This window comes from Halodesulfovibrio spirochaetisodalis (genome assembly GCF_001672295.1).
In the GTDB taxonomy this organism is placed as follows: Bacteria; Desulfobacterota; Desulfovibrionia; order Desulfovibrionales; family Desulfovibrionaceae; genus Halodesulfovibrio; species Halodesulfovibrio spirochaetisodalis.
In genome coordinates this window covers 80,069-102,507 of record NZ_JXMS01000002.1, presented here as the reverse complement: position 1 = coordinate 102,507, position 22,439 = coordinate 80,069, and the positions used below count along the sequence as shown (strand labels likewise).

Below are 22,439 nucleotides of genomic sequence, written 5' to 3'. Positions count from 1 at the left end.
CGCAGCTATATTGCGGTTAAGAAGTGCGTATATTCTGCTGTATGTACCACATATCAAGTATGTTAATATGTGTTAATAAAACAGGCAACATCAAAAAAACATACAAAAAGTATGCAACAACTTACAAAAGATTGCCACAGTGCTTGCAGTATACTGCATCAATAGCATGCCCATCTCCACCGCATGCACTGCAAACTTTCTCCTGAACATTTGTTTTTGCTTCTGTAAATTTCTGCGATATCACTCCCGCCAGTACGACTATCATACTATAGCCGATCAACATAATAACTGCGCCTACAATCTTACCAAGAACAGTTTGCGGTGTTATGTCACCGTATCCTACTGTAGTCAGTGTAACGATGGCCCAATATATGGAAATAGGAATCGATGTGAATCCATGCGCATGACCTTCAATAACGTACATAAGCGTTCCGAAGATGACGACCAGCACAAGAATCCACAACGAAAGCACGGCTATTCTACGCCGGCTGTTGCGCAAAACCTGAACCATTAAATACGTATCGTTCAAATACTGTAATAACTTTACTAACCGGAGTATGCGCAAAACACGAAAAAGACGCAGTAACGCCAGCGATGGGAACAGCGGAAAAAGAATTGTAACCCATGTCGGCGCAATAGAAAGAAAATCTATCACACCGAAAGAACTGAATATATACGACTTCGGAGAAGGAGTGCACCAGACACGGAGCAGGTATTCTATGGTGAAAAGTACCGTAAAAAAAAATTCCAAATAATTTACGGCAAACCAGTATTCCGCCGCAACCGAAGGAATGGAGTACGCGAGCACAACCATCACTGACAACACAATACAAGCTATCAGAAAGACATTAAAAATCTTCCCTGCAAGCGTGTTCTGCAAGTACATTGTATCGTACACAATCTGACGTATGCTTCTTTGTGCCATATACCTACACCACGTATCCGTTAACCTGCCTTCAAAACCTGACCGCATTTTCTATTAATGCAGTTTTTTGTTTTCAGTACAATGAGATATGCACACCCGACCTCCTCATTTACTTTACAATCCCTCATTACTGTTTCCTGCCTCGACAAAATAAAAACAGGGAGTATCTCTTTTAAGAGATACTCCCTGTTTATTTCTTATCCTCTTGCAGCTACAGCCTATTTTTTCTTCTGCTCTTCAAGACCATATTTTTTGATTTTGCTATGCAGTGTTGCACGGGTTATCCCTAATGCATTGGCCGCATCCACTTTCTTTTTATGTTTCTTGAGTGCAGCCTGAACAGCTCGTTTTTCAAGATTCTCCAAAGAGACATCGCCAAGCGGAAGATCTCCACCTCGTGGACTTGCTGCAGGTTCCGGTACACTGTTACGCAAACTGGCAGGAAGCTCTCTGTCCGTAATATACTCTGCTGTAGCCATAATAACAGCGCGCTCCATGGTATTTTCAAGCTCACGAATATTTCCCGGCCATGGGTTATTTACCAGAGCATCCATTGCCTGCGGTGAAAACCCGACAACATTCTTACTATACTTATCTGCATATATTTTCATAAAATGTTCAGCCAGCAAAGGAATATCGGCCTGTCTCTCCCGCAAGGAAGGTACTTCCAGCCCGATAACATTTAAGCGATAATACAGGTCTTCACGAAATGTCTTATTAGCCACTTCTTCCTGCAAGTCCCTGTTGGTGGCAGCAATAACTCGAATATCTACATGCAAAATGGCATCGCTACCTACCCGCTGCAATTCACCCTGCTGTAATACGCGTAAGAGTTTCGCCTGCAGAGAAAGGGGTATCTCTCCCACTTCATCCATAAAAATGGTTCCGCCGTCCGCCTGCCAGAACAAGCCGTCCCTGCGCTTATCCGCTCCTGTAAATGCTCCCTTTTCATGACCGAACAGCTCTGATTCCAACAAACTTTCACTCAGTGCAGCACAGTTAATCGTAACAAACGGCTTACATGAGCGTTCGCTTGCCTGAAAAACAGCTTTTGCAACTAACTCCTTACCGGTACCGGACTCACCAGTGATCAATACCGGAGCATGTGTCGGTGCCACGGTGGTAATGGTTTCAACAAGTTCATGCATCCGGTCACTGTTACCGACCATGCCGAACTGGTTGTTGTCAGCACCTTTTTCTTTAAGCGACCGATTTTCTTCCACCAACCGTGTATGGTCAAGCATACGTTCAATAGTAAGCTTCAGCACATCAAAGTCGAGGGGCTTAATTAAATAGTCATACGCACCCTGTTTCAGAGCAATTACAGCCGTATTAATAGACGAATACGCTGTCATAATCAGAACCGGAATAGACGGGTTATGTTTTGCTATATGCTTATGAGCAGTAATACCGTCCATAGCTCCCATGCGAATATCCATAAGCACGGTATCGTATGGGCGTTCCTGCGTCATAGCCACCGCAGTCTCACCGTCTGGAGCTTCCGAAACCTCATACCCCCAGTCTTCAATAATAGTGCGGAGAACTGTGCGGTGTGAACTGTCATCATCAACAATTAAAATATGCGCTGGCATTATTATTCCTTATCCATACAAGGCAGCTGTATTACAAATCGTGTCCCTTTTCCTTTAGTGGAGAACACGCGAATAATTCCGTTATGGGCTTCTATAATCTTATGCACTACGGACAATCCAAGTCCTGTACCGTGTGATTTGGTGGTAAAATACGGTTCGAAAATCCTGTCTCTTGTTTCCGTGTCCATTCCTTCGCCATTATCTTCAACGATGACACTTGTGGACTGCGCATCGGGCACAACTGAAACCTGCAATTTCCCGCCGTTATCCATAGAATCCATGGCATCCAGACTATTCAGACACAAGTTAAGTAATACCTGTGAAAATCTGTCAGCATCCAGCATGACCTGCGGCGCTGCGTCCGGTATAGATACGGATAGTTCCACATCCCGCAACTCTGCCTCCTGCTCTATCAGGCCTGTACAGTGCTCAATAATACCTGCTACATCCACAGGTTTGAGACTTAAATCTGACGGACGGGAGAGACCGATGAGATCTGTAATTACTCGATTAAGACGCTCAACTTCATCAATTACAATTGCAGCAGTCTTTTCTCCGGCACTACCTTGGGAAAACTGTGACTTCAAATAGGTTGCGCCACCTTTGATGGAACTAAGTGGATTTCTAATTTCATGTGCAACACCAGCGGCAAGTGATCCAATAGCGGCAAGCTTACCTTTACGCTCAACCTCGGTCTGCAAACTATGCATCTCACGAAGATCACGTATAAGGAACACAGTTCCCACAACACCACCCTGATCATCTTTAATGACAGAGCCAGTCACACCGACAGGCAGCAACGGAACCTCTTCAGTTGAAAGCTCAAGTACCTGTTCGCGACGTAACGAACCGTCACGAGCCTCAAGGTAGTACGGCACAAGATCAGGAAGCAGTACCTGTGCAACATCTGCTCCGGCAGTAATATCTTGTTCACAATGGAGCAGAACCCTACTCAATTCATTCATGTAAACGATCTGATCTTTACTGTCCGTTACGATCAATCCATCAGGAAGGTTGTACATAACCTCCTGAACCATAGCCTGACTCCGTCCGGCTTTACGTTTTGACCGCTGGGCACGGTGCGCCCAATACAAAGAAATGAATCCGACAACAGCCAACAAAAGTACACTGCCACTGGTAACAACAGCCTGTACAATACTAGCCCGCTGCAACTCTTTTAATGGTCTACCATCCAGCCCCACATAAATTACAGGAGGATTTCTTTCCTCTCCTACCGGACCAAGAAACGACTCCACATCAGCTGCAAGCTGCCGCGTATCAATCTTTTTATTAGCCATTGTATTACGTGGCATGGCTTCCTGTGCAGCTCTATCTTTCTTAAAAAGCTTAATGAACCCCTCTAGCGGCTTAAGCGTCCTCTCCTTCTCCAATTTATCCCAGACAGCAAGACGGCTGAGCGGAGTGAATTCTCTGTACGCAAGAAACACCTGCCGTTGATTAGCATCGTATATTACAGATCGCTCTTTTGGCTCAGCTTCCAAATTTTTAACGCGTTGCAAAAAAGACTTTTCCATGCGCTGCAAGCCTTCTTTAAAACTGCTCTGCATAATGGTTCCGTCGCTGAATGTAATCGCAATAAAGAAAATTTCTGGTCTGTTCGCCATTTCATCAAGGAGTAATTTCAAGCGGATCGTAGAGTTTTTACTACGCAAATCGGTACGTACCCCTGCTTCGACAGAGGTAATCAGGGAAGCACCTTTATCTTCATACAAGCGCACGTATGCTTTTTTATTCTGCAATATTGTATTGTACGTAAGTGAGGCTACCCCAAGCCCGACCAGCAAAATAACGCCCACAATACAATATGGTGAAACCATCCAGCTCGACGATGTTCTCTTTCGTGTATTTTTTGAACGCATTGCGCTCTTCGCTCCATGTTGCATTCTTTTTATATTCTATAATTACAGGTAATTAAAATAAAACACGTTTAATTTCTAAACGTTTTAGGCAAAACGTAAAGATTTTATACATTGCGTCTCTACCGCGTTCTACAAAAAATAGCACCACTTTTTTTATCTTACTGTAATACAAGCATAATTGCATTTTTCATTTTTTTGGCACACCCGTTGCTATGTAGAAACCATAAGCAAGCTAGCTCCCCCGACTGGCTGCTGAAGCGTATAGAGCGTAGCGTCACGTAAAATGAGTTCACCCTCTCATTGTATGGCAACAGATATTGTTTTCAGGAAATCGTGACGCTGCGCCCTAAAAAAGATTACTGTGCAAAACACTTTTTACTGCTCTTTTTCATATCCGTTTTGCATTTACATATACGAGGTATACAAATGACTATTCGTCTTTTCATTGCTTTAATGCTTGTATTCTCAATCGCCAGCGGCACTGTTGCCGACGCCACTGAAATCGCTGAACACGAAAAAGCTATTTCCCCTCAATCAACGCTTTCCGATGTTCAACGAAAAGAGGTGCACCAAATAACCAAGGCGTACGCAGAAAAGACACGCCCTCTCCGTGAGGAACTCTGGGCAAAAAGAACCATGCTTCGCGCACTTACAAACAACCCGAATGCCGAAGTGAATGATATTCAAAAGATCGTGAACGCCATGAAAGAACTCCGCGCCAAGCTGCATGCAGAGCGTGTTGTGTTCGAAGAAGGAATGATGAAAAAGTACGGCTTCATCCCCTCAAATAGCTGGACAGATAATAATGATGCGTTCCGACCCGCTGACACTGCTTCTGATTCCGCAACAGAAGACTCTCAGAAACCAGATGGCAGCGCCCCTAAGCCGAAGGGCTTCTTCTCTAGGCTCTTCGACTAACGACACAGATTGTGCGGCAGGTGTGAAAATCAACCAGCATACCTGCCGCACCAGTCTGGCAAATTTGATGTACAATTCTCACTGTAAGGTGAGTACAAGTTTCGATAATACGGTTGTTCTTCACTCTTGCATTTCAGATGCACTCCCTGCTGCGGTTCTGGTAATCGCACCGCTGAGGGAGAGAGTGGGGGACTGAATCTAACCTAATCACCTAAACCACACTTTCCCTCTACTCATACACAAACATAAAGCCCCTGATCTTTCCGATCAGGGGCTTTATGTTTTCACACCAGAATATTGGGAATAGCCAATCAATAAATTCTTAGTGCCGGACAAACGCCTGCACGCCTCCCGCAATGCCTGCTCTAACAAAGTAATCGAGGGCAATTTCACTCCGTCTGCATATGAATACTGGCACAATCCCGTTCGGCAGCGCATACTATACCCAATATTCTTAACGTTACATACGTTAGCGCGCAGGAGTATTTCATGCAGAAAACCGCACTCTACCTCAAAGATATTGGTAAAAATTTTTATCTTACTAAGGGAATAACAGATGTTCCCGAACCGGCTCCACGGCATGTCATCATTAAAATCCATGCGGCTGGAATAAATCCTGTTGATGCCAAGTTGGCCATTGCAGGTCATCCGCAATGGAGACTGCCGTTTATCCCCGGTCTTGATGGAGCAGGAGAGATCGTTCAGGTAGGAGAAGATGTTTCTCTGGTTGGAACAGGCGACCGTGTCGCATGGCATGGGAATGTTATCTGCGGCGGTGCATTTGCCACATACATCGAACTACCAGAGCATGTACTCTTTAAAATCCCTGAAGAACTTCCAGCCAGTATAGCTGCATCTGTTCCCTGCGCAGGAATGACTGCATGGCTTAGCCTGACCCACAGACTCAATCTCAAAGCAGGTATGAGCATACTCATCGAGGCAGGTTCAGGCGGAGTTGGAGGATTTGCCATCCAAATAGCCAAGATGCGTAAACTACGTGTCATTACAACATGCTCACCAAAAAACTATGGCTACGTAGCAGCTCTTGGTGCAGACCACATCCTTAATTACAAACATCCACAGCTGGAAAAAGAAATCCTCCATGCCAATGATAATGAAAGGCTGGATGCAGTTCTTGATACTGTAGGGTACAGCGCTTCCCCTCGCAATATCTCCCTTCTCAAGCATGAAGGACAGTACGCAAGCCTTCTCGGCATACCACATGGAAACGACGCAGATATTTTCAGAGTCGCACCTACCATACATGTTATCGCGCTTGGAGGTGCATACACATCAGGTAACTTTGAAGCACAACAACGCCTCGCAAACATGGGTACTGAAATGTTCTCCGCAATAGCCAAAGGGACTATCCGCCCGCTACCTGTAACGGAAATCCCCTTCACGGATACGGCTGTCACCAATGCAATGCATACCCAGCTTCAAGGGCACATCAAAGGCAAACAGGTTATTACTATCGCTTAGCAGCACAATATCAGGAGGATATTATGACACGTACCATACACTCACTGGCAGTAATGCTGCTTCTCGCAGGAACAATTGTATTTTACTCCTATGCCGCAGAAAAAACACTTCCTCCACCTGTTGAGAAAGTGCTTTCTCATGAATGGGCTATTTCTCCACAATGGCAAAATGCCACCTACACTTTCCATAAAGAAGAATTCATCAACCCCAGAATAGTGGAAGAAATGCAAGGCCCTCTCTCAGATAACGGAAGCCAGATTATTTCTGTAAACGTCCATAACGCCAACATCAGCAACCAGTTTTTCAGTGAAGTACGTGTACGTAGTTCGCAGGCAATGCCGTTTGTGTACTATACAAAAAGTGAGTCAGAATTTGGGTATATTTTCGTGGGAGCAACAACAACAGGTATTCAGGTTGTTCATACAATGTCGACGGCTGGCGGCTCAGGAATTTTTCATACCCTACTCTTTTTTATCTATACAGACTCAGAAGAAATTTCCTTTAAAGAGGAAGTAACCCCTGTTGTTTTGCCAACGTTGACACTCATAGGTTCTCTGCCGCTAGGAATTAAATTTGCCGGAACAATCTCGTTAGAAAACGATGTACTGACAGTACTCCCGTCAAAAGAATTTTATCAACCGCTTCCTCAATATTCTGGTGGTGTAATCCTGCGCTTTGATGATTAAAAAAAGGATGAGCAGTTTGCTCATCCTTTCATCGTGTTTACTTTACAGCAAAAAACAACATCCCCATTGTTACATCAGAGCTTTTCCAGCCCGTTTCCGCAACCTTGGTTACACTGGTAAAGCCTGTTTCGTTAAGTAGTGCCAGAAACTCCGTTTCCGGTATGGCTCCACCTTGTCATTTAAACCAGCTTTCAACAGCCTGTTCCTGAGACATTGCTTCACCAACGAGAATCTGATCAGCAATATGGAACCGGCCACCTTTTTTCAAAACCCTGAATACCTCTTGTATCATCCGAACTTTATCAACAACCAGATTCAACATGGCATTGGTTGTAACAACATCAAATTGACCGTCTTCAAAGGGTAATTCGGTATCGTCCACTGTCTGAAATGTTACGTTGGATGCCTCAGCAAGCTCTTTGTTGCGCAGAGCACGTTCTATCATTTCTTCTGACAAATCGACGCCCACAACACTTCCTAACGGTTCAACCAATTTAGCAGCCAAAATGCTGTCCACACCAGCACCACATCCCAAATCCAGAACGTTTTCTCCAGATTCAATTGGGCTGAGCGAAAGAGGATTTCCTACCCCACAGTACCACTTTGCCACATCGTCAGGCAGTACTTCAATCAGTTCTTCGGGGTACCCAAGTCCTTGTAGTCCTTCTTTTCCCGTTGGATATCTAAACTGATTAGTGAGTGATTCTGCTACGTTTTTATATTTTCTTTTTACAACAGAAGTTATCTTCTGTGTAATTTCCGCATCGGGTTTCAGCATGTTTCACCGCTCTCCAGCGTTATGCATTCAATGCTTTGCCATGCAAGACTATGGCTCCATTTCAATAAAAACTCATGAAGATATTAGCTTGCTGCGAACAATTATGTCCATAGCTCTCTACAAAAACCTATCAGATTAGCACTCACTAACAAAAAAACCTCCGCGATATTGCAGAGGTTTTTCAAAAATTTTATTTAACAGTGGTACAAACTGTATCACAACACCTTACCCACTTCCTCTATAGAGTAGAGGCATTTTCTATAGATACCGTATCCAGTCATACGGGCATGGACAAACTTCACATCCACGGCATCGCTTAATAAGCCAACGACACTACGTAGCTGTTTAGAGTCCATAAGCTCTCGCAGATGTGCGCCCTGAGGTTCCTGATTAGCCAAGTTGATCACAAGATGCGGCTTTCTGCCAACAATACTGCTCAGCCCGTTCTTATCTCCAACCTGACTTCCCGGAAGTAGCAACTGTTTTCGCTGATAGAATACATTTTCCACCTCTGCTGCCAGCTCTGTCATAGCGTGGGTGCCTTCTACAAGCTTATACATCTTCTCAAGAAACGGAATTACACCATATGGCCCGATCAAGTTCATGGCACCAAAACGCATAGAGAAAATTGCCAATGCAGGATCCGGTTCAATTTCTGCCCCTATGGCTGTTGGAAGATACAACCCGAGCATATCAAAACGAACAACCGCGCCCGTAGAAAACGAACTTTGGCAATCAATATCCGTAATATGGTAATCAGTCCTCGGCGCAACGGCAGAATAGTTGTTCTCGCGCATTGCTGTTTGCAAAAAGTCTTTTACCACAACCTGTTCTTCACAGGAGTAGACAGTTTTTTCATTGCAGGACAAGTACACATCAATACAGGTTTTCAACTCTGCGAAAATACCTACCCAACGCTCTGGATCATTCATGAGCGTATTATCCACGCTAGGCATTTCCACATGATAGCTTTTCGTCAGATAATTCTGATTAAACAGCATATCGTATTTACCAGCCCGCAGCCGGACAATCAGCAACGCAATTCCTCTGTAATAAATATGGACTTCGTCCGACCGGATCTGCATATCCAGCGAAGTATCCTTTCGAACAAACTCAAGGAACGGATACATAGGGCCGTTCTCGTGCAAGTCATTCATGAATTTACTGCTCAGTTCACGGGCCATGGCAAACTCCTTTCGATAAAAAAGCTTACTTTTACTATCCCAATATCAGCAGGAAAAAACTATGATAACGCAACCTGTTGAATGTAGATATCCAGCAGAATATGAATATCAGAAGATCACCTGAAGTGCGTGCAAAATTACCGCGCACAATATGCCGGCTGGGTAGTGCTCTCTTCGTACATTTTCTCTGCTTCTATTACGTGTCAACAACATGGCAGAACCAACAAAAAAAGCCCCTCGTGCAAGCACAAGGGGCCTTATTTAGCGAAAAAAGTCAGTTGTTAGTGCATCAGGAATTTCAGCACAAACAAACCAACAAGAATGTACGCAAGGTTAGGAATTTCAGCACGACGGCCTGTGAGCAGTTTAAGTACTACAAATGAAGTAAGGCCGAAGATGATACCTTCTGCGATGCTGAATGTGTATGGCATCATAACGATACACAGGAACGCAGGGATTGCTTCAGTGTAGTCGTCAAGATCGATTTCGCGAATCGGGCTCATCATGAACATACCTACAGTAATAAGAGCAGGAGCTGTTGCCTGAGCCGGAATAACGAGGAATAACGGAGCTAACAGAAGAGCCAGTGCAAACAGGATTGCAGTGGTGAACGCGGTAAGACCGGTTCTGCCGCCTTCTGCTACGCCAGCAGCACTCTCTACGAAAGTGGTTACTGTGGAGGTACCGAGACATGCACCAGCAGTAGTTGCGATAGCATCCGCAAACAATGCCTGCTTTGCATTCGGTACACGACCACGCTCATCAAGCATGTTCGCTTTAGCTGTAACACCGATAAGGGTGCCTACAGTATCAAACATATCTACGAACAGGAATGTGAACAGGATGATGAGCATGTCCAAAGAGAATACATTGGAGAAATCCAGCTGCATAAAGAGCGGGGACAGGCTTGGTACGCTGAACAGGTGTTCGGTGCTGAATGTGCTTAAATCGGTAACACCGAGAGGAATACCTACAACGGTAGCTACAAACATACCGATGAGCAAAGCACCCTTGATTTTTTTAGAGAAAAGCACACCGATAACAATAAGACCGATGATACAGACCATAGGGCCTGCGGAGGCAATGTCTCCTGCTGCTACGAGGGTGGCCTTAGAAGAAACAACAATTCCAGCATTCTTGAAACCGATGAGCGCGATAAAGAAGCCGATACCAGCAGAGATCGCACGCTTAAGGTTTACAGGAATACTGTTAACAATTGCTTCACGGATGTTGGTACCGGTAAGAATCAGAAAGATAATACCTTCAAGGAAAACCGCGGTAAGCGCAGTCTGCCAGCTGTAGCCCATGGTAAGAACTACGGTGTAGGCGAAAAATGCGTTCAAACCCATGCCCGGCGCAAGCGCGAAAGGCAGGTTAGCAAACAACGCCATAATCAATGTACCAACAACTGCGGACACTGCAGATGCAGTAAACACCGCAGCCGGGTCCATTCCAGCAGCCCCGAGAATCGCAGGGTTTACAGCCAGAATGTACGCCATAGTCATAAAAGTAGTCAGGCCCGCAGTTACTTCTGTGCTTACAGTAGTACCGTTCTCGGACAGCTTGAACATACGCTCAAGAAATCCCTTGCTCACAACAAGATCCTCCTTACTAGCATAGCCGCATCCCCTTACCTCAACGTCCTGTACAGTCCCTGTACAGATTGCCGCACCTTTTCAGAAGGTGCTCCCTGAAATGCGATTCTGCTCATTAACAACAGCAAAGCCGACCATCCAAGGCGGTCGGCACGCACTCCATGCACTAAATCATATTTGAGCGCAAGAAGAGTACTAAGCTTGTCTCAAGGTGTTTCACAATATGTGTCTCAATATGTTTCACACATCATATTTCGTGAGTCTATCTCGCCGCAACGTGAGTATTCACTGCACCATGCCGCACTGCAGGCTTTATAGTTCCATACCTCATACCATACTGAGTTTCTGTTAGAACCTGTTACGCCAACTAAATGAGGTCAGACTCCATAAAAAAGTGCGGCGCATATCGGCACCGCACTCTTATTCCATCGTAAATCATATCGCCCTAAAACTCTGCCGTACTCCAGAATTTAACAACTTTTTCTGGATCGCCAACCTTACCGTAGCCGAACAGAATATCCATTTCACGCATCATGGTGTGCACAGCACCCGGAGAAATAGTATTCATAACATCCACTAGGCGGTGATGCCAGAAGTCCGGTTTATTGTATGGACAAGAAGAAATACAGTTTGAACAGTCGTTCCCATTCTCACCCCAGAATTTAAGGCATTTTTTTGAGTTACTATAATATTTATAGATCCCTTTCTGGTTATTCCATGTCTCGTCAGGATTCGTCGAATACGTCGGCATGAACGACGGCTTGTCATCATGAGGAATAGCCTTCGAAGGACATGCGTCCGCACAGCGTTTGCACCGTTCACAAAAACTAGCCACGCCAAAGGTCATAGGCTTGTCGTACTCCGCTCCCTCAAAGTCCGTATACACCTTGCAGATACGGAAACGGGGACCATGTTTCGGCATAATAAGCGCTCCGTTGCGTCCGCCTTCTCCCAAGCCCGCCATAATGCCATACGCTACACTGTTGGCCATACTGTTACCTGCGCAAATGGCATTGTAGCCCAATCCACGCATAAACTGTGCGATACATGTCGCCACCTTAGCCATACGTGAATAGCCGTCTCCAACTGTACCTGAAGAAGTCCACGCTGGGGAGGTAGAAATCATATGGTAGTCCATAGGTACAGCCATCACGATCACGGATTTAGGCTCAAACGGAAAATCTTCCCAGCCAAAGGAGCCTCTTCCCGGTGAGAAAAACTCTTTATAGTCCCAGCGCTCATCGCGACGTGCAATACCGCAATTAATCGCGCCAAAACTTTGTGCTGCTTTTTTGATTGCAATTGAAGCGTGCTGCGGATTTTCAAATTGAAATGCATTCGAGTTTTTATCTTTATTATACAAGTCCCAGGAGTTCACTCCGGTATTCGTAATTCCTGCGGAGTCTCCCGGCATCAACACATCATGCACTGCCCAACTTGCCGCTGTAAGAGCGTTATCCAACTGGCTATAACCCGGAATGTCCTCCTGCGGCTCACGATTACCAACTTGTTTAAGCATCTTTGTAAGCTCAGGGTTAATTCCTGCAGCAGCCCTTGTAAGAACTAAGTCTCTCTGCGAATGAGGGGCAAAGTCTTTAGAAAGCGGAACAGGGAAATCATCATACGATTTCGCCATTACATCTTCAGCTGTCATACCGACACTAGCGGCAGCCGCTGCTGCACTCATTACACTTGCCGAAGTCAGTTTAAGAAAACTGCGACGGCTTACTGTTTCATTCGTATTTGGCATAGTCATTCCTCTACCCCCTTTTATTCTCAAATTCTGTAATATCCCGCACCCAGAAAGTACTGCGCTGCATTTTTCCAGTTTCATCCACGATCAACGTACAAGCATCCACAGCTGCAGGATTTGCAAAAGCTGCTGTAGCCAGCGCATCTGCTGTTACGCATGACTGAGCCACGACACTTGTACTCAAAGGAAGGCGGCTCAAGCCCGCATGCGGAATGATATGTGAAAATTTTTGTTCATAGTTGCCTGATGTTGCAATGGCAGCATTGCGCAAAGAAACAGTGCTTACTATGCCTTCCTGTACCGGTGACTGAATTCCAATACGCCAAGGTTCCTGAGAACTTTCTGCGGTGCGGGCGACAATATCGCCACCAGCATTCACAAGATGGGTTCCTGCACCAAGTTCAGTCAGCCGCTTTGAAAGCATATCAACCACGTAGCCTTTACCAATTCCATCCAGAGTCAGACGCATTTCCCGACTGCCAAGTGTAATGTGCTGTGGTGATACAGTGACTGAGTCCATGTTCTGTAACTTTTGCAAATCACGCTGGTCAGATGGGGATAAAGAAATTCCTTTTTCCAACAATTGAACGACAGGAGCTACGGACGGATTGAATGCCCCGCGAGTTCCCCTGTACACAGCAAGCGATTTAGTAAGAACGCGACGTAAGGACTCTGGCGGATTTTTTAGATGCCCATTGCTGTTCAGGACAGAGAGAGCCGATGCAGAACTGTGACGATTAAGAATCTCAACCTCAGGCAAAACGCTTTCATATGCATCCGCAATAACATCTTCTGCGTGTCCTCTGCTCATACCGCGCACGGTAATTTGAAGTAGCGTGCCCATAGTCAAAAACTGCCTGCTTATTTCTGGATATTCCGATTCAGCAGAAATAACACTGATGACACCAAGTGATGAGACAGCAACACCTGCCCCGAGCAGACCTATCTTTTTAAGAAATACTCTCCGAGTTAATTCTGATTGCATAGCAAACTACCTTCCTAAAAAATCTACCACTGACTGGGCAAAAAACATGGCGACAGCAAACAACGTAAGCACGTAGAAAAAGCCAGTACACAAAACAGAAAATGTCGTTGATGCTGAATCCTTCTGCGATGTATGACGTTCACAGTTTCTTCCGTTCTGCATGCTTGCGCATTCATTGTTCCTTCCAGTCTGCGTATTCCTACAATGAGCAATGCAAGTACGCCGTGTACGGAGCAGGACACTGAAAAGACGTCCTACCGGACAGAACAAGCGGCACCAGTATTGTGTAATAAATAAGCTGCCCGCTATGGTGAGGGGTAAAATGTACCATTGCACTCCTACCCCCTCCAAAGAGAAGGCAAGTGCAAACGGTTCAAAGGAACCAAAAGCAGGTGTTCTGGACAAAAAGATAATCAGCAGGCTGCTCCACAGTAAAAAATCAGCCACAGTTGTACCGTGTTTCTGAACCCATAAAGGCAACTTCAGCTTAATACCTATTTTTCCCAAAAACAGTTGAACAGCGAAAAACGGACAGAGTTTGTTGCAGTAAATATTCCTGCCCAACAGCACAATTGCACCAAGGCTGCTCAGTGTCAGAATCCACCATGTAAGCGTCGTATGGTAGTCCGGTACAAACCCCATGGTGAGGGCAGATATGCTTGAAATAGAAAGGGAGGCGTTCAGCCAGAAGCCCAGCACACCAATTGTCAGAGCGTAGTAGAGGTTTCGCAGCATCTTGTTACGAAACACCAAAGGAATAAAGGTTGCTCCTATAAGAAGAAGCAATGCGGCCTCCCGTATGCCGAACTGAATAGCAGTCTGCTCCCATGTGACATTCCGTTTTAGATATCCGGTTGCCACAAGGTGCGCTGCATTACGGGTCGCTTCAGTTATGCCTCTGCAGGAGATCGTTGCGCCACTGACCGCATCCACATCCTTAGCAATACGGAAGGAATCGCTCACATCCTTGCTTCTGAACTGATACGTAAAAAACGGTTTACTCAAAACACGAATCAGATAACCGGGGGTTTCCTTATGCGTGAGAATATCAAGCTGTTGAATTGAGCCATCCGGCTTGATCAACACGGCAACATTCATGGTGCCGCCGTAGCCTTTACCTTCTCCAATCCCCAGCCAGAATTGCTTTCCGTCTGCAGCATGCAGCGAGTACACAGGTGGCTTTTCCTGTACGCGCTCTATTGTATACTGAGAAAACTTGGTGCGGATAATTGAATCAAGGTTCTGGGGAGTCAGTACCGTCCCGTACCAGTAGGCAATTGCCAGCAAAAGTATCCCAACCAGATAAACCACTCCTTTCACGGAAAAGGAGCGTCCTGTTTGAGAACCGGTCTGTGAAGAAAGACAAGAAGACATCTGACTATTGTCCGCCTGCAGTCCGCTTCGCAGCCATTCGCTTTCCGCTTATGAGCAACAAAAACACACCAGGAATACCAAAGACAACAAAGCCCATGCTTGCTGCGCGGGGAACACCTTCAAAATAACTTCCTGCTCCCCAAGCAAGGGAAAACAGAACAAGAAGGATTCCTGAAACCAAAGCGCTCCACTCAGCCCATGACAGCGTCATTGCCTTGTAGACCTTATAGACTCCCATGCAGCTGACTGTTGTCAGCACGCCCAATACAAACCATGCAGCGTCCATACACATCTCCTTACGTAAAGTTGATATATACAGAGCAACATGAGTGCCAACTCAAACGTCACGACAAGATCTAGATAACTATATGTTTTTAATTATTTTTACAGAACACCCTTCATGAAGAAGGATAAAAGAAGGGATACAAAAGAAACAAAGTGTCGCAACATTATGTCGCGACACTTTGTAGTGTTGGTGTGTTATCGATTTCGTATACCGTACCGGTCCAGAAGCCGATAGAGCGTAGTTCGATGAACTCCGAGAATTTTTGCGGCTCGGGTTTTCTTCCAATAAGCTTCTTCCATTGCGGAAATAACAGCCTCTTTGGAAAAATGACTTCCCTGCACTTTAGAGGAACGAGTTGAGGCTATGGGCTCAACTTTTTGTTCCAAAATATTTTTTGGCAAATCTGCCAATTGAATCTGAGTATTCAGACACAGCAGCACAGCATGCTCCACTGCATTTTTTAATTCCCGCACGTTCCCCGGCCAGTCGTATTGCACAAAGCGCGCTAACACTTCCGCTGCAAATGAGCTAATATCTCTATCAAATTCTTGGGCATATTTTTTTAGAAAATACTCTGCCAGCAACTTGATATCCCCTCCACGTTCACGAAGCGGAGGAACAGCTACAGACATAACTGAAAGGCGATAATACAAATCCCTTCGGAATGTTCCTTTTTCAACCATTGCAGCCAGATCAGCATTGGTGGCCGTTACAATACGCACATCTGATTTAATCGTGTGGCTTTCCCCAACCCGCTCGAATTCTTTAGACTCAAGAAACCGAAGCAGCTTTACTTGGATAGCTTGTGAGGCTTCCCCGATTTCATCAAGAAAAAGCGTTCCTCCATCTGCAATTTCAAAACGGCCTTTACGAGCCGACACTGCACCTGAAAACGCTCCTTTTGCATGTCCAAAAAGCTCACTCTCCAGCATTGTTTCCGGTAAAGCAGAACAGTTCAATTTTACAAAGGGGCCTGAGTACCGCGTGCTGCCAAAATGGAGTGCTTCTGCAACCAGTTCCTTACCGGTTCCTGACTCACCTGTAATCAAAACAGTTGTATTTACAGTAGCAAGCTGTTTAAGCACCGTAAAAAGCTGCTGCATTCCATGACTGCTACCAACAATATTATGATACTGCGTTAAATTAATGAGTTTTTCTTCATAGTTAACCAGCTGCGTGATATCCCGAAGCAACAGGATGTAAGCGCCAGTAAGATTTTTAACCCCTTTGAGGGGAGTAACCGTTATTGCCAGAACTGTAGTACTGCCACGCGGTAGACGTTGTCTCACCCTGTATTCACACACAGTTGGACACTTCTCTAATGTCTTGCGCAATATTTTGTCTGTGGGGGAATTAGAAAAGTTGGGAATTGTATCCAACGGAGCAAGTGAATATAAAAATTCGTACTGCTCAAACTGAAACATCGAGCTGAAGGCTTTATTACATGCAACAACCCTATAATCAGAAGTAATAATCAAAATACCATCGGGAATACTATCTACAATTGCAGACAAAAAATGATCATCTTCTTTCAACTTGGCAATATCTTTCAGGGTAACGTCAGCACGAGTAATATCATTCATATATTCTTCCTTCTACAGCATCAGCACGACTATCCTACAAGCTTCAGCAAGGCTGAACAGCTTTCTTGAGAAATCAAAACAGAAGTACCCATCTTTGAACGGCGTAGAAACGTTCTGCTCCATTCTCCATTCAAGCTAATCCATTGTATCAGCTATCGCAAAAAATAACGCTGAAGAATTGACGGCTGACTATTTAGCAGCTAAACACTTTTTTATGCGAACTTACGAAGACATCACACCGCTTATGAAAAGCTTGGGACATGCACTCTACAAATACACAGTAATAGACCGAAAAGACTTTGATTTTGGGGTCGGTGTTAATTTGTTCCCTGCAGAAATACACATGCTGGAAGCAATAAACTGTAGAAACGGGGTTGGAGTAACTGAGCTTGCAGAAGAGTTCGGAGTCACTAAGGGTGCAATTTCCCAACTGATTAATAAACTCGTCAAAAAAGAACTTGTGGTCAAAGAACCCGCAAGTGATCACAAGTCACGAGTTGTTATCCGAACCACCCCGAAAGGAAAGACCGCCTGTCAAAATCACAGGGAGTTTCATAGAGAACATAATAAACTTTTTACTCAATACCTAGAGCAACTTGACGACAAGTCATTTAATACTGTTGTCGAACTGACTAACCAACTGAATTTATGGATGGATAATTATTTAAAGTAATTTTTTTGCCAAAGTGTTTAGTAGCTAAACACTCAGGAGCCAAAGATGATTACAACACAACCTTGTTCTAATTTTGAACCAATGCGCACCATGCTTGTGGAATCAATATCAACCAAAGTTATTCTCAGTGCCGTAGAGCTAAAGCTTTTTGATTTCACAGAAGCACAGCCCATTGCACCGTCACCACTTGCCCGACAACTGGGTGTTATTCCTGACCGTCTGGAGTGCGTACTGGAACTGCTTACTGCAGTCGATTTATTATCAAAAGAAAGCGGAAAATACCGCAACACAACTTTTTCTTCGGAATTCTTAGTCAGTGAATCACCACTCTACCAAGGAGACAATATTGAGCTCATCATGAAGTTCAATAACGCTATTGAAGACTCCATCACTCGATTATTATTCAGTGATAACCAAAGAGACAAAACTGACAATGAATGGGCTGTTACCAAGGCAATGGAAGGATGCGCGCAAGAGGCAAGAAGCACCAGTCTGCTGCCCGTAACCGAGTTTGTCACTGGCTTGCCTGACTTTACGCACTTCTCGACCATGGGAGATATCGGAGGCAACCACGGACTGTACTCCATGGCAATTCTGGAAAAAAACTCAAAAATGCAAGGCACCATTTTCGATCTTCCACCTATTGCGGAACTTGCTCAAAAAAGATGCATCACTGCCGGATTTAAAAATAGAATCGTCACCTGCGGAATCGATTTACGAAATGAACAACTTCCGCTCGAATCATTCGACCTGCTTCTCTCATCTCACGTCCTGTATGCTTTCAAAAACAAGCTTCACGACACTCTTGCAGGCTTTGTACAGGCGCTTACACCGAGAGGCTGGTTTGTATCTCATCATTACTCCGGTCTTTCCAAGCAAGGAAACGAGCAAATGAAAGCTTCGCTTGAGCTCCTGACCAGATTTAGCGGATATCCTTCCCACTTTATTGAGCAAGAAGATCTGACCTCCGTGCTTGCTGATCTCGGCCTTATCAACATTCGCTGCCAGCCTGTTTCCCAAACAGGCACAGGGCTATTAATCGCAGCTCAAAAACCACAATAACTCCCGATACTGTGGTGCGTTCGAATACGCTAGCTCACATGTAAGCTGCTTTTGTCCGGCCGTAATCCATCGCCAGAACGCATCACAGTATCATTTCGCTATTAATACGAACAACACTCAGCCCCCTCTATTCACAAGGAAGAATGATGCAAAAACACGAAAAAAGAATTGTATGGATTGCTGCACTAATACAGCTCATCAATATTATTGATTTTATGATGGTCATGCCTTTAGGGCCTGATATTTCAAAGGAATTACCGATTACCAACGCTGATATCGGTATTATTTGCGGCTGCTACACACTGGCAGTGGGTTTTGCCGGTCTGGTATGCGCAAAATTTCTGGACAGGTTTGATCGTAAACACGTCGCCATTGTTACTGTTTTCGGGCTATCCTTCTCCACGCTTTTAGCTGCATTTTGCTGGGATCTGACATCAATGACCGCAGCAAGAATTCTGGCTGGTTGCTTTGGAGGGCCTGCTGCCGCTATCGCTTACTCCATTGTTTGTGACGCAGTTCCGCCGGAGCGACGTGGAAAGGCAATGGCTATTGTCATGGGCATGTTCTCTATTTCCTCCATTGCCGCCATACCGTTCGGTCTGGAACTTGCCCGTATGGGATCATGGCGTACACCGTTTTACGGTATCTCTATTCTGGGGTTTATTGCGCTATGGCTTGTCATACAGTTTACACCTTCAATGACAGAGCATCTGGACAATAAAAAACAGGTCGTCTCGCTAACAAAATTACTCGCTAACAAACAGTACATTCTGGCATTTTTCATGATGGGTACTGCGATGGTCTCATCATACGCCATTATTCCAAACATCTCAGCGTACTTTCAGCTCAACCTCGGCTACCCGCGCGCATCTCTCAGTTTCCTCTATCTGGTTGGCGGGGTATTCAGCTTAGTTCTCATTCAACTGGGCGGAAGAGCATCTGATAAAATAGGGCCACTTCCGACCAATATTGTAGGCACGTTACTGCTTGTCTACTTTCTCTACGACGGCTTCATGCACCAGCCGCAATTTTCTATCTTAATTAATTTCGTAATGTTTATGGGAATGGTGTGCTTTCGAAATATTTCTGCAACAACAGAAGCTTCAAAACTTCCCAAACCATATGAACGTGCTGCGTTCATGTCCTTGTTGTCCTCCATTCAACACCTTGGAAACGGAGTGGGAGCACTGGCCGCATCTGCCATTTTAACCACTGGCACTGGCGGAATACTCATAAATATGCAGTGGGTCGGTCTCCTGTCTATCGTTCTCGCATTAGTACAGCCAGTGGCGCTAATTCTAATTTCTCAAATTAATACCCCACGAACACAAGTGGCAACCACCTGATTTGAGCTTGTATTCATAAAAAAATCCCGCAGCAATTGCTGCGGGATTTCTTTTTCAATACCTTCCTATTAGTCATCCGTACTTGCACCGGAACATGTTTTCCTTTTCTCCCCTTTTAAACTGACTGTAGAAAGAGAGCCATGACAAAAAACACTGGTCGCATATGCAACACTAAGTGCAAACAAGGCTGCTGCAACGCCGATTCCTGCTGCATAGTATGCTGGAGCAGACAACGCGATACGCATAAACACAGTGGCTATAACATAACCGGAGTTTCTGAACACAGCATGATAACTTGGCATAAACCTCTGCGTCACAAGCACCAGTAAAATATCGGCAAAAATGAGTACGGTGTAGAATGTTGTAAAGAAGTCGTGCCGGTTGCCATACACAAGAAAGTCCACAGCGTCGTAGGCTCCAATTATTAAAAAGGCAAAAAACAACACTAATGCTATGATCTTCTTTGTTAGGACATATCGCATACGTTCAACAGGATCATTCAAGTACCCCTGAAAACGTTGCACCCGATAATACACACCTAAAATTACAAAAATCACCAGAGCAGCTACACCTGATGCAGCTACTTGCAAAAGAGGTTGGAAATCCAGCACGACAGATATCGGTTCGTGCATGTGCGACAATTCTTTAAAAGAATTTCTAAGCAGAATAAGCGTTAAAATTTCTATCTGCTTGCCCAGAGATTTACTTACAGAAGTGGAGAGTACGAAAATCAAACTCAATACTTCCAAAACAAGCAGCATCGTAAACGCAAGGTTCACTGCATAAAAATGGTTCAACGGAGTGATTGCAGCAATACTATCCGGCAGCCACCCTTGGCGATTCAGCTCAATCCCCAATAATCCCAGAATAAAAATAACAATCAAAAGCTGGGCAACAGCCCGCTCTGTTTTTGGATTTTCCCAAAACTGATGCAGTATATCAAACAGGTTAGACGCAGGCTCTAAACGACTCATAGCAACTCCAAATTAGTAATAATTACTATTATATTGTATTATTCCTGTTTGATCAATACGAAGAACCAAGCTCCAACACCTCATATTTATCCTAACACAAGTGCCCTTCCCTTAAAAAAGAAGGTACTCATTAAGTTTAATGAGATTTTCCACCTCACATACAATAGCATGTAATAATATTACCTTTTTTTAGGCAGAGTACTATTATCAGTATGGTTCATTGAAAAAGTTGCATTGAACTTACGACTCCTCTGCCCTCTTCTGCTTCAAAAAACAACAAGGTCGCAACAAGGCTCGCCCCTTATAGCAAACATCCAAACGTATAAATATAAGGAAAAGGTAATGGACAAGCTTACATCACTTTTTACCAGCAAAGAATATATCCGTGTCTTTTTAAAACCATCTGACGGAGCAGACTTCGTAAAAAACTACTTAGAGAATTTTGAAGCGACATTAGAATATGTTTTTACCATGCCAAAACTGAATAACTTGCAAGTTGTCGCCCTGCTCTCACCCTATGGAAATATCTCCGCTGTCATCACAGAATCTCTTGAAGGATTTCCTGAGTATCTGGAACGTACCAAAGTATTGTATTGGACAGATGACATGGAAGCAGCATTAACACTTGCTGAAGCAAAAGGGATGAAAGTGCTCCAAGCTAAGTCACCAGTTCCTATAGGCTTCCAAGGTCGTTTTGAAACTCAAGGTGGATATGTTGTTGAACTGGCTGAACTCAGCGAAGATGGAAAACAATACTTTAATCCAGACCCTGTAAGATTTGGATTTGTCTAATTTGCTAATCATCTTAAGAAGTATTCTATCCGTTACGCCTTGGCATTCAGACTACGTAGCTTCCCTATAATGCAACCTAACTTCAACAATACGGAAAAGTCGTTACAAAACGTAACTCATTGAAATAAAAAAGCGACCACAAGGGGCGCTTTTTTATTTCATACAATGGCAGCATGATTCGATACAAAAAAGAAGCTACAGGCGTATTACCATTTAAGGGACTCACCTTTTGCTTTTACTTCTTGCTCATACATCATTTGAAGCGTCACATAATTACACATTCCAATTCTGCAATATTGATCAATAACTCGAGCTAGTAACTCTGTATCGTTAGCTGTAACCAATTTTTTGAATGCTACCAAATTTTCCTTTTCCATCATACGTAGCGTACTTTCGGAATCCATCCCGATTTTGGAATATTCCTGCTTTACGTTCTGTCTAATGTACTCAATTACAGCCCTCTTACTTTCATCAGTCGGTGTAAAATTAATGGGGCTTACAAAGTCAGCGGCAAATACAGGAAGAGCGACTACGCTAAATAAAAAAACAAATAGTAGTTTTTTCATAACAT

20 protein-coding genes are annotated in these 22,439 nt (G+C 44.4%); 7 read left to right on the top strand and 13 right to left on the bottom strand.

Annotated elements, in window-relative coordinates; all coding sequences use genetic code 11:
* Positions 1–121: 121 nt before the first annotated feature.
* The 3 genes from SP90_RS01720 to SP90_RS01710 form a co-directional block, all read right to left on the bottom strand.
* Positions 122–925, bottom strand: a complete 804-nt coding sequence (locus SP90_RS01720; protein ID WP_066851922.1) for an ion transporter — start codon at positions 923–925, stop codon at positions 122–124.
* A 218-nt stretch (positions 926–1,143) separates the two neighbouring features.
* Positions 1,144–2,517 (bottom strand): sigma-54-dependent transcriptional regulator, encoded by a 1,374-nt coding sequence (locus SP90_RS01715; RefSeq protein WP_066851920.1) that lies wholly within the window; start codon positions 2,515–2,517, stop codon positions 1,144–1,146.
* A 2-nt stretch (positions 2,518–2,519) separates the two neighbouring features.
* A complete protein-coding gene (locus SP90_RS01710; RefSeq protein WP_197498742.1) occupies positions 2,520–4,397 on the bottom strand; it encodes an ATP-binding protein in 1,878 nt (625 codons plus the stop codon).
* 426 nt (positions 4,398–4,823) lie between these two features.
* Here SP90_RS01710 and SP90_RS01705 point away from each other — a divergent pair, with 426 nt between their 5' ends.
* The 3 genes from SP90_RS01705 (at position 4,824) to SP90_RS01695 (ending at position 7,483) form a co-directional block, all read left to right on the top strand.
* Positions 4,824–5,315 carry a Spy/CpxP family protein refolding chaperone gene (locus tag SP90_RS01705; protein ID WP_066851916.1) on the top strand — a complete coding sequence of 164 codons (492 nt, stop codon included), beginning with the start codon at positions 4,824–4,826 and terminating at the stop codon, positions 5,313–5,315.
* A 489-nt stretch (positions 5,316–5,804) separates the two neighbouring features.
* Positions 5,805–6,797, top strand: coding sequence for an alcohol dehydrogenase catalytic domain-containing protein (locus SP90_RS01700; RefSeq protein ID WP_066851914.1), 993 nt, complete (start codon positions 5,805–5,807; stop codon positions 6,795–6,797).
* Positions 6,798–6,820: 23 nt separating this feature from the next.
* Complete coding sequence (locus SP90_RS01695) at positions 6,821–7,483, top strand: hypothetical protein (protein WP_066851912.1); 663 nt, start codon at positions 6,821–6,823, stop codon at positions 7,481–7,483.
* Positions 7,484–7,520: 37 nt separating this feature from the next.
* Here the strand turns inward: SP90_RS01695 and SP90_RS01690 are convergent, their stop codons facing one another.
* The 8 genes from SP90_RS01690 to SP90_RS01655 all read right to left on the bottom strand — a co-directional run bounded on the left by SP90_RS01690 (position 7,521) and on the right by SP90_RS01655 (position 17,021).
* Positions 7,521–8,261 (bottom strand): methyltransferase domain-containing protein, encoded by a 741-nt coding sequence (locus SP90_RS01690; protein ID WP_272483556.1) that lies wholly within the window; start codon positions 8,259–8,261, stop codon positions 7,521–7,523.
* A gap of 215 nt (positions 8,262–8,476) precedes the next feature.
* Entirely contained in the window at positions 8,477–9,445 is a 969-nt protein-coding gene (locus SP90_RS01685; RefSeq protein ID WP_066851908.1) for a hypothetical protein, read from the bottom strand.
* Between the two features lie 281 nt (positions 9,446–9,726).
* The gene (locus tag SP90_RS01680; protein WP_197498741.1) at positions 9,727–11,040 is read right to left on the bottom strand and encodes an NCS2 family permease; all 1,314 of its coding nucleotides are present in this window, start codon (positions 11,038–11,040) and stop codon (positions 9,727–9,729) included.
* 445 nt (positions 11,041–11,485) lie between these two features.
* The gene (locus tag SP90_RS01675; protein ID WP_197498740.1) at positions 11,486–12,790 is read right to left on the bottom strand and encodes a reductive dehalogenase; all 1,305 of its coding nucleotides are present in this window, start codon (positions 12,788–12,790) and stop codon (positions 11,486–11,488) included.
* A 10-nt stretch (positions 12,791–12,800) separates the two neighbouring features.
* Positions 12,801–13,778, bottom strand: coding sequence for an FAD:protein FMN transferase (locus SP90_RS01670; RefSeq protein ID WP_066851903.1), 978 nt, complete (start codon positions 13,776–13,778; stop codon positions 12,801–12,803).
* Positions 13,779–13,784: 6 nt separating this feature from the next.
* Positions 13,785–15,098: an FMN-binding protein gene (locus tag SP90_RS01665; protein ID WP_197498739.1), complete on the bottom strand. Its 1,314-nt coding sequence runs from the start codon at positions 15,096–15,098 to the stop codon at positions 13,785–13,787.
* Positions 15,099–15,156: 58 nt separating this feature from the next.
* Entirely contained in the window at positions 15,157–15,438 is a 282-nt protein-coding gene (locus SP90_RS01660; protein WP_066851895.1) for a hypothetical protein, read from the bottom strand.
* A 194-nt stretch (positions 15,439–15,632) separates the two neighbouring features.
* Positions 15,633–17,021 (bottom strand): sigma-54 interaction domain-containing protein, encoded by a 1,389-nt coding sequence (locus tag SP90_RS01655; RefSeq protein ID WP_066851893.1) that lies wholly within the window; start codon positions 17,019–17,021, stop codon positions 15,633–15,635.
* A 214-nt stretch (positions 17,022–17,235) separates the two neighbouring features.
* Between SP90_RS01655 and SP90_RS01650 the strand changes: the two genes are divergently transcribed.
* The 3 genes from SP90_RS01650 to SP90_RS01640 all read left to right on the top strand — a co-directional run bounded on the left by SP90_RS01650 (position 17,236) and on the right by SP90_RS01640 (position 20,102).
* Positions 17,236–17,694, top strand: coding sequence for a MarR family winged helix-turn-helix transcriptional regulator (locus SP90_RS01650; RefSeq protein ID WP_066851891.1), 459 nt, complete (start codon positions 17,236–17,238; stop codon positions 17,692–17,694).
* A gap of 45 nt (positions 17,695–17,739) precedes the next feature.
* Positions 17,740–18,756, top strand: coding sequence for a methyltransferase family protein (locus SP90_RS01645; RefSeq protein ID WP_066851889.1), 1,017 nt, complete (start codon positions 17,740–17,742; stop codon positions 18,754–18,756).
* A gap of 146 nt (positions 18,757–18,902) precedes the next feature.
* Positions 18,903–20,102 (top strand): MFS transporter, encoded by a 1,200-nt coding sequence (locus tag SP90_RS01640; RefSeq protein WP_197498738.1) that lies wholly within the window; start codon positions 18,903–18,905, stop codon positions 20,100–20,102.
* Positions 20,103–20,170: 68 nt separating this feature from the next.
* Here the strand turns inward: SP90_RS01640 and SP90_RS01635 are convergent, their stop codons facing one another.
* On the bottom strand, positions 20,171–21,076 hold the full coding sequence (locus tag SP90_RS01635) for a hypothetical protein (protein WP_066851885.1): 906 nt from the start codon (positions 21,074–21,076) through the stop codon (positions 20,171–20,173).
* Positions 21,077–21,418: 342 nt separating this feature from the next.
* Here SP90_RS01635 and SP90_RS01630 point away from each other — a divergent pair, with 342 nt between their 5' ends.
* On the top strand, positions 21,419–21,868 hold the full coding sequence (locus SP90_RS01630) for a VOC family protein (RefSeq protein WP_066851883.1): 450 nt from the start codon (positions 21,419–21,421) through the stop codon (positions 21,866–21,868).
* Between the two features lie 206 nt (positions 21,869–22,074).
* Here SP90_RS01630 and SP90_RS01625 read toward each other — a convergent pair whose 3' ends face one another.
* The gene (locus SP90_RS01625) at positions 22,075–22,434 is read right to left on the bottom strand and encodes a hypothetical protein (protein ID WP_066851881.1); all 360 of its coding nucleotides are present in this window, start codon (positions 22,432–22,434) and stop codon (positions 22,075–22,077) included.
* Positions 22,435–22,439: the final 5 nt, after the last annotated feature.